The organism is Variovorax sp. P4_D9, assembly GCF_056401695.1.
On sequence record NZ_JBFUIU010000442.1, the window covers coordinates 1 to 7,545 of the forward strand.

The following is a 7,545-nucleotide window of genomic DNA, read 5'->3' on the forward strand; positions in this document are numbered from 1 at the left end:
TTCCGCGACCCAACCCTGCACTGACTTCAGTGCCGCCGGGACGCCCGCCGCATCAGTGCCGCCGGCCATCGCCATGTCGGCCTTGCCGCCGCCCTTGCCGCCCACCTGCTGGGCGACGAAGTTGACCAGTTCGCCGGCCTTCACGCGGCCCATGGTGTCGGCCGTGACGCCGGCCGCGATCTGCACCTTGGCGCCATCGACCGCCGCCAGCACGATGGCCGCGGTCTTGAGCTTGTCCTTGAGCTTGTCCATGGTCTCGCGCAAGGTCTTGGCGTCGGCGCCATCGAGCTTGGCAGCCAGCACCTTGACGCCCTTGACGTCGATCGCCTGCGCCAGCAACTCGTCGCCCTTGGACGATGCCAGCTTGCCCTTGAGCGAGCCGACTTCGCGCTCCAGTGTCCTCACCTGATCGAGTACCTGCGCGAGCCGGGCCTGCAGTTCGGAGGCCGGCGTCTTCAGCGTCGCGGCCGCGCTGTGCACTGTGGCCTCGAGCTGCTGGAGATAGGCCAGCGCGTTGGCCCCAGTGACGGCCTCGATGCGGCGCACGCCCGCGGCCACGCCGCCTTCGCTGGTGATCTTGAAGAGGCCGATGTCGCCGGTGCGCGCCACGTGCGTGCCGCCGCAGAGTTCGCGGCTGCTGCCGATGTCGAGCACCCGCACGGTCTCGCCGTACTTCTCGCCGAACAGCATCACGGCGCCGGTCGTCTGCGCCGACTCCATGTCCATCAGCCGCGCCTGGGTCGCCTGGTTGGCGAGGATCTCGGCGTTCACGCGACGCTCGATCTCGAGGATCTGCTCGGCGGTGACGGCCGCGTTGTGCGCGAAGTCGAAGCGGGTCTTGTCGGCGTCGACCAGCGAGCCCTTCTGCTGCACGTGCCCGCCCAGCACCTCGCGCAGCGCCTTGTGCATCAGGTGGGTGACGCTGTGGTTGCGCATGGTCGCGGCGCGGCGCTCGGTGTCGACGCGCGCGCTGACAATGTCGCCCACCTTCAGCGTGCCCTGCGTCTGCGTGCCGTGGTGGCCGAAGACGTCGGCCTTGATCTTCTGCGTGTCCTCGACGCCGAACTGCAGGCCCTCGGCGATCAGCACGCCCTGGTCGCCGACCTGGCCGCCGCTCTCGGCATAGAAGGGCGTGGTGTCGAGCACCACGATTCCGGGCTGGCCCTCGACCAGTTGCTGCACCGGTGAGCCTTCGAAGTACAGCGCCAGCACCCGGGCCTGCTGCTCCTGCAGCTCATAGCCGGTGAAGGCATTGCCCGCGCCGCTGTATTCGACCGCGCGTTCCATCTTGAACTTGCCGGCCGCGCGGCCCGCGGCCTTCTGCTTTTCCATCGCCGCATGGAAGCCGGCCTCGTCGACCGCCACGCCGCGCTCGCGGCAGACGTCGGCCGACAGGTCGAGCGGGAAGCCGTAGGTGTCGTGCAGCTTGAAGGCGACCTCGCCCGGCAGCACCTTGGCATCGCCGGCCAGCGCCGCATCGAGGATTTCCATGCCGTTGGCGAGGGTCTCGAAGAAGCGCTCTTCCTCGGCCTTCAGCGTCTCGGTGATGCGCTTCTCGTCGGCCCGCAGCGTCGGGTAGGCGTCGCCCATCAGCGCCACCAGGTCGGGCACCAGCTTGTGGAAGAAGGGCTTCTTCTGGCCCAGCTTGTAGCCGTGGCGGATGGCGCGGCGCACGATGCGGCGCTGCACGTAGCCGCGGCCTTCGTTCGACGGAATGACGCCATCGGCCACCAGGAAGGCGGTGGCGCGGATGTGGTCTGCGATCACGCGCAGGCTCTTGTTGCCGAGGTCGCGCTCGCCGGTCTCGCGCGATGCGGCCTTGATCAGCGCATCGAACAGGTCGATCTCGTAGTTGCTGTGCACGTGCTGCAGGATCGCGGCGAGCCGTTCCAGCCCCATGCCCGTGTCGACGCAGGGCGCGGGCAGCGGCTTGACGCTGCCGTCGGGCTGCATGTCGAACTGCATGAACACGTTGTTCCAGATCTCGATGTAGCGGTCGCCGTCTTCATCGGGCGAGCCGGGCGGGCCGCCGGCGATCTCCGGGCCGTGGTCGTAGAAGATCTCGCTGCACGGGCCGCAGGGGCCGGTGTCCGCCATCATCCAGAAGTTGTCGGACATGTAGCGGCCGCCCTTGTTGTCGCCGATGCGCACCACGCGCTCGGGCGGCAGGCCGATGTCCTTGGTCCAGATGTCGTAGGCCTCGTCGTCCTCGATGTAGACCGTGGCCCAGAGCTTGCTCGCAGGCAGCTTGTAGACCTCGGTCAACAGCTCGAAGGCCCACTTGAGCGACTCGCGCTTGAAGTAGTCGCCGAAGCTCCAGTTGCCCAGCATCTCGAAAAAGGTGTGGTGGCGCGCGGTGTAGCCGACGTTCTCGAGGTCGTTGTGCTTGCCGCCGGCCCGCAGGCAGGCTTGGACCGAGGCGGCGCGCACGTAGGGGCGCTTGTCGGTGCCGAGGAACACGTCCTTGAACTGCACCATCCCGGAGTTGGTGAACATCAGGGTCGGGTCGTTGGCCGGCACCAGCGAACTGGAGGGCACGACGGTGTGGCCCTTGGTCGCGAAGAAATCGAGGAACGACTTGCGGATGTCGGCGACGCTGAAGGTGGGCTGGCTCATCTTGGGTTCTTGGCTTGTACAGGTGCAAACGGGCGGCCGGTTGGGGGCAGCCCCTGCATCGAACCCATCTGACTGCTTGATCTGCTGGAGGCTGCGATTATAGGTTTGGGGGCTGTCCGGCCCCGTCATCGCCGTCGAGGATCTCGAGGCCGCAGAGGACGACGCTCGGCAGGCGCGCGGGCGTCGATGTGAGATCTGGAGCGGGTGAAGGGAATCCAATAAGAGCTGGGAACCCGCATGAATACTGGGGTTGGCGATTCTGGGCGACTTTTTATGCCCTGAAAAATGCCCTTATTTATCGTTCTCTTGGGTCGTTGTCATCAGGCAGCAGGTCCCTGACGCTCAGCCCCTTCACGGCCATGACCAGGGCCAGCCGCTCGCTGAAGTGCTGCAGGGCGGCCTGCTCCAGCTGACGGGCGCGGACCTTGGTGACCCCCAGGGCGGCCCCCACTTCGTCCAGGGTGCAGCAGCGGCGTTCTTCCTCCCGCCGTGCCAGCCGTGCCTCTTGGCCGAGGTCGGGGAAGTCCTTGTGCCGGTACATCATGGCCCGTCCCCCTTGGTGAGGTAGCTGGTGGGCGGCAGCGCCCCGATGCTTCGTGCCAGGTCACCCGCCAACGCGACGAGGCGGTCCATGCGTGAGCCCTCGCCCTCGGCGGCCATCATCGCGCCGGTACTGGTGGCATCGGCCTGCAGCAGCGCGATCAGGAGCGCGAGGCGTGCGTCACCATGATGGCCGGGCCTCAGCGGTGCGGCAGAGGAAGGTGGCAGCATGGGCGGGGCACCTCAGGCCGTGCGTGCCAACAAAAAGGTCGCCCTTGCAATCGCCTTCACAGCCCGCGCCTGCGCGATCAGTGCGCGGCTTTCCGGCGTGATGGCACTGCTCCTGCTGTCCCTGCTGCTGCGCCGCTCCTGGGCCGCCTGGGCAGCCTTGGCGGGGGCTTCCAGGGCCGCGAGCCGCCTCTGGATCGGCGTCAGGACTTGGCCCAGGACGTCCGCAATCACATCCAGCGCACCGGCATTGAGATTGGACCCGCGCCCGTGGCGGCGGACGCGAGGCGTGCGCAAAAGGCGGAATGTCGCCCTTTGAACCGCTCTGAATGTGTCTTGCGATATCCGGCCGATGCAATGGAACGCGCTCGATGCGACCGCTATTCGGATCCTTCACCACGAAGACACCGTCGCGGACTTCGAGGTCAGCGAAGCTGCTGCCAGATTGCGGGGCGAGGTCGCGGGTCAGGTAGTGGGGAACAGTCATGATCGGCTACCAGCTCACGCCCGTGAGGGTCTGAACCGCACCGGGCTGCAGCACGGCCCAATCGACAGCCCAGACGCCTTTGACCGCGGTCGTGTTGGTTTGGAAGAGGCTGCGCACAGGAGCTGCCACCGCGCCGCCTGCGGCCACGATGGGCTGTACCGACGCGCCGGTCTTGCCGTCCACCAGCGGCATGCCATCGTCCTCGTGCAGCGTGGCCTCTGTGGAACTCTCGAAGCTCGGCACATCGGCCGCGAATCCGATGGCCCGGCCGTCGAGCAGAAAGACCACATCGCTCGGCACGCTCAGGCCCGCGACAACCGGCAGGCCGAGGAAGCGATCACGCAGGCGCAGCTCGTCGCTCAGTCCAAGCAAGGTCGCCGCGAGGTCGCTGTGCATCACCCAGGCCACGCTCGATGCGACGCCGCCGAGGCCGCGTGCATGCAGCTGCGCGAGCCGCGCACGCATGTCGGCCGTGATGAGGTCGAGCGTCGAGCCCGTCGAGACGGCGGTGTCCGCAGGGTCGATGCCGTTCTGGATGCCTGCTGGCCGGATCGCGTCACGCGCCGCCGCATCGAAGAACGCCTCGTCCAGCGCGGCGGCGGTGTCGGAGACCATGCTCATGCGGATCATCCGCTCCAGCACGGAGTCCGAGGCCGCCAGGATCGTCTCTGCGGTGGCGGTGGCGATGATGCCCATCGAGCGCCCCTCCAGCGTTTGACTGGTGAGGGTCAGGCCACCGACGCGGATGGGCGCGGCCTCGGCGCGGAACGCCGCCGCCAGGCCTCGGGAGGTCCGCATCGGCACCTTGACCACGCCGTCCTCAAGATCGAAGCGTGCCAGCGGCAGCCGCGCAACCACGCTGCCCTCCTCGCCCAGGAGGTCCAGGGCCTCGGCGATGACCTGCGGCACAAGTTCTGCAGCCCAACCTGGCACGTTGGTCAACGCCGGGTCCTGCACGCTGCGCGAGACGAACGACACGACGGCGCGCAAGGCCTCGCCATGTTCGTGGTCGGCCAGCGCAGGCTGCAGGGCCGAGGCCACCGAACGATTGCGAGCCCCTGCGCGTGCGACCACGCTGATGGCCTTCAGCAGGGCGCGGGTGGTGGTGGTGGTGGGCGAACGCTCGACGAGGCGGGCACGGTGCAGCTCGTCACGCGGCACCAGCAGGGCAGGCGTGGCAGTCATGGCCGCACCTCCTGTTGAGTGACAGCCTTCCCGGAAGCGCGAGCGAGGGCCTTGCGGATGGCGAGCCGCAGCGTGGGGTCGTGGTCCTCAGAGTCAGGCTGTGCGAGCTTGCGGCGCAGCAGCACGCCGAGGGAAGGGAGGGGCTGGAGCGGCTGGCCTTTCGTGGCCTGCAGGCGCAGCGTGTGCGTGCTCATCATGGCGGCGGTCCTTCTCATGAAGAAGCGCCGGATTGACGTCGGAGACCACCGTCGCGCAGTACAGCAGCGAGGGTACGCCGTGCACACGGAATTGCCAACAGGGATATGCGCTCAGGGTCGTTAGCGGCTCAGGCAGAGAGTGTTGTCCATGCCGGGGGGGCCGGCCGCGCAGCTCAACTCTGCCGGTAGACTTCCGCTGTCGGCCATCTGCGGTCGTTCGCGAAGGGCAGCTGGCGAGCACCCTACTCGATGGCTCAGGGAAACGATAGGCTCAAGTAGTCAGCAGGTCTGAGATGCGCATCACCGCGACCGTGCTTCCGGAGTTAGAGCCACCCTCCTTACCTCCCGGTATGCACGTCCATACATCGCCCTTTTTCACGGTGAACTTCATGTCGCCTTGATCGATTTGGAGTTCGCCCTCGGCCATGTGACAGACCATGTTGTTCGTCATCGGTAATAGCGGGAAGCTCGATCTTGGCTGCACAGTCAACTCGCGAAGCCGAACCTTGGGATAGCCTTGGATCATTGACTTCCCTTCACCGAGAGTTTTCACCGTGACCCCCTCGGCTATCTTGGTTTCGTCACCTACTGCAGCGAGCGCCTCTTCACGCGGCCCCAATATGAATGCTGACACGGCGCCCAACCCCGCCATCAAGGTTTGTCGCCTAGCAAAGTTTGCCATTTGATTTCCTCTCTCAGCTATTTCCCTTTTCGGAGTCCGCTGTTGCGGCCGAGTGTCAGATTACAGTCTAGCTATCCAAACGTAAAGTTCAAGACGGGCCGCGTTCGTAGGGGCCGACAGCCGATTTGGTCGGCCTGGGTCTTGCCACGGGGTTGGTCGCGCAGACCAGCAGCGATTGGCCGCAGCGCGTCGAGCAAAAGCGGACCGACCTCACCGCGCACCGGCCATGGAGGTCATCGCCGAATACAAGCCTGGCGAACGCGTCGACCTGCGTTTTCATCACGGCGTTGAGCCTGGGTACGTGGTGCAGGGTGCCTCGGTACATGCGCCGGGCAAGGACGCGATGATGCTGCCCACAGGCGCGACGGTGCTGAACCTGCGAGACGTCAAACACGGTGGGTTCAAGATCGTCGGCGATACCTCGCTGAAGCTGCTTGCGGTGCACGTCATCGACAGGGGCAAACCGCTGTACGACTACTCGAAGTAAAGGTCTCCCATGGGCGGCGTTGTCCGGCGCCGCCGTTGTCAGCGCGATGCTGAGAGTGATGAACTCGCCATTGTTGGCACTGCGCCCATGTGCTCTTCCAGTGCCCTCCGACGCAATCCTCGTTTGCGCTAGCCAACGAGTTGCGCCGGGAAATCGCTGTGAGCTTCACCGTGAATTGATGACCTGGTGAATGTCGGCTTTCGGGCAGACAGTTGAGCCAATTGGACTACCGGTGTGGGCCCATTGCAGCCACTGAGCGAACGTGAGGTACCTCCACTAAATGATGGCCGGCCGACATTTGAAGCGGCCGTATCCGTCCGGCATGGACATCTCCTCAAAATTGAGGCGATCTTTTGTGACGGCCAGCAGCTCGCGGAGCACAGCCGCGATGGTGGTCGGTGGGCCAGGGGTCAACGGCCATCAACGGCGGTCAGCAGGGCTCTGCGGGCGGCCAGGACCGGCATCGCAGCGGCCGGGGGGCCGGCGTCCTTTTTTGGACGAAAAGTTCTCTGTTCTGCAGCAATGCATGGATTCACCGTTTCGCGTGTGAGCTATGCACATCCCCCCACCATCGGGGCTCCCCCCGATATCGTCAAGGCACACCGGTGACGCTATCGATCAGCAGTACCAGCCCGGCCTTGACCTCGCGGGTTCGGCCCTTCAACGTGATCGGTTTCGGATCGACTATCTGCAGCAGCGCCTTCTCGGCGGCACGCAATGCGGCGCGAGCGTCGGTGCGGTGCTTGTCGGCAATGCGTTCCTGATCGGCCTCGGGGCGGAGGAAGCTGTAACGCTGGTCGGGCCGCAAGGCCTTCACGGCCTCCACAGCGCGGCGCTTGGCGGCATCTGCCGCCTGTCGGGCGCGGTAGGCGGCGGCCCAGGCCTCGGCAGCACGCAGGCGATCGTCGTAAGTCATGGTCGTTCCTCGAAGTCGTCGGCGATGGCCGTGCCGGTGTGCCTCCACAGCTCTGCCGCTTCACGGTTGGCCTGGGCCACGCGACGGCGATCTGCACCGTGGGCATGGTGGCCGTCAGGCTCTTGCCGGCTGCGCGCATCGCTCACGGCGCGGTCCACCCGCTTGCGTTCATGCAGCGTCAGCACCGCGTCCACCGTCATGGTGGCC

10 protein-coding genes are annotated in these 7,545 nt (G+C 66.2%); 1 reads left to right on the plus strand and 9 read right to left on the minus strand.

Features of this window, described 5'->3' with window-relative positions; genetic code table 11:
• The 7 genes from alaS to AC1DY5_RS34475 form a co-directional block, all read right to left on the minus strand.
• The coding region (gene alaS / locus AC1DY5_RS34445; protein WP_478118833.1) for an alanine--tRNA ligase at nucleotides 1–2,616 on the minus strand (2,616 nt) is incomplete at its 3' end.
• A 295-nt stretch (nucleotides 2,617–2,911) separates the two neighbouring features.
• Nucleotides 2,912–3,160: a hypothetical protein gene (locus AC1DY5_RS34450; RefSeq protein WP_478118835.1), complete on the minus strand. Its 249-nt coding sequence runs from the start codon at nucleotides 3,158–3,160 to the stop codon at nucleotides 2,912–2,914.
• Nucleotides 3,157–3,387, minus strand: a complete 231-nt coding sequence (locus AC1DY5_RS34455) for a hypothetical protein (RefSeq protein ID WP_478118837.1) — start codon at nucleotides 3,385–3,387, stop codon at nucleotides 3,157–3,159. Before AC1DY5_RS34455 ends, AC1DY5_RS34450 begins: the two co-directional genes overlap by 4 nt.
• Before the next feature lie 12 nt (nucleotides 3,388–3,399).
• Entirely contained in the window at nucleotides 3,400–3,681 is a 282-nt protein-coding gene (locus tag AC1DY5_RS34460) for a hypothetical protein (RefSeq protein ID WP_478118839.1), read from the minus strand.
• Nucleotides 3,682–3,877: 196 nt separating this feature from the next.
• Nucleotides 3,878–5,056, minus strand: a complete 1,179-nt coding sequence (locus AC1DY5_RS34465) for a hypothetical protein (protein ID WP_478118840.1) — start codon at nucleotides 5,054–5,056, stop codon at nucleotides 3,878–3,880.
• Entirely contained in the window at nucleotides 5,053–5,253 is a 201-nt protein-coding gene (locus AC1DY5_RS34470) for a hypothetical protein (protein ID WP_478118842.1), read from the minus strand. The genes AC1DY5_RS34465 and AC1DY5_RS34470 overlap by 4 nt, the downstream gene beginning before the upstream one ends.
• A gap of 271 nt (nucleotides 5,254–5,524) precedes the next feature.
• Nucleotides 5,525–5,935, minus strand: coding sequence for a hypothetical protein (locus AC1DY5_RS34475; RefSeq protein ID WP_478118844.1), 411 nt, complete (start codon nucleotides 5,933–5,935; stop codon nucleotides 5,525–5,527).
• 226 nt (nucleotides 5,936–6,161) lie between these two features.
• Between AC1DY5_RS34475 and AC1DY5_RS34480 the strand changes: the two genes are divergently transcribed.
• Nucleotides 6,162–6,422 carry a cupin domain-containing protein gene (locus AC1DY5_RS34480; RefSeq protein ID WP_478118846.1) on the plus strand — a complete coding sequence of 87 codons (261 nt, stop codon included), beginning with the start codon at nucleotides 6,162–6,164 and terminating at the stop codon, nucleotides 6,420–6,422.
• Between the two features lie 592 nt (nucleotides 6,423–7,014).
• Here the strand turns inward: AC1DY5_RS34480 and AC1DY5_RS34485 are convergent.
• A complete protein-coding gene (locus tag AC1DY5_RS34485) occupies nucleotides 7,015–7,338 on the minus strand; it encodes a hypothetical protein (RefSeq protein WP_478118847.1) in 324 nt (107 codons plus the stop codon).
• Nucleotides 7,335–7,545 (minus strand): hypothetical protein (locus AC1DY5_RS34490; protein ID WP_478118849.1); only part of this gene is annotated, 211 nt, incomplete at its 5' end. The genes AC1DY5_RS34490 and AC1DY5_RS34485, both read right to left, overlap by 4 nt.

Excerpts from the sequence above, each read along its gene's own strand:
- AC1DY5_RS34450 (WP_478118835.1), bottom strand. The coding sequence starts at position 3,160 with ATGATGTACCGGCACAAGGACTTCCCCGACCTCGGCCAAGAGGCACGG.
- AC1DY5_RS34455 (WP_478118837.1), bottom strand. The coding sequence starts at position 3,387 with ATGCTGCCACCTTCCTCTGCCGCACCGCTGAGGCCCGGCCATCATGGT.
- AC1DY5_RS34465 (WP_478118840.1), bottom strand. The coding sequence starts at position 5,056 with ATGACTGCCACGCCTGCCCTGCTGGTGCCGCGTGACGAGCTGCACCGT.
- AC1DY5_RS34470 (WP_478118842.1), bottom strand. The coding sequence starts at position 5,253 with ATGATGAGCACGCACACGCTGCGCCTGCAGGCCACGAAAGGCCAGCCG.
- AC1DY5_RS34475 (WP_478118844.1), bottom strand. The coding sequence starts at position 5,935 with ATGGCAAACTTTGCTAGGCGACAAACCTTGATGGCGGGGTTGGGCGCC.
- AC1DY5_RS34480 (WP_478118846.1), top strand. The coding sequence starts at position 6,162 with ATGGAGGTCATCGCCGAATACAAGCCTGGCGAACGCGTCGACCTGCGT.
- AC1DY5_RS34485 (WP_478118847.1), bottom strand. The coding sequence starts at position 7,338 with ATGACTTACGACGATCGCCTGCGTGCTGCCGAGGCCTGGGCCGCCGCC.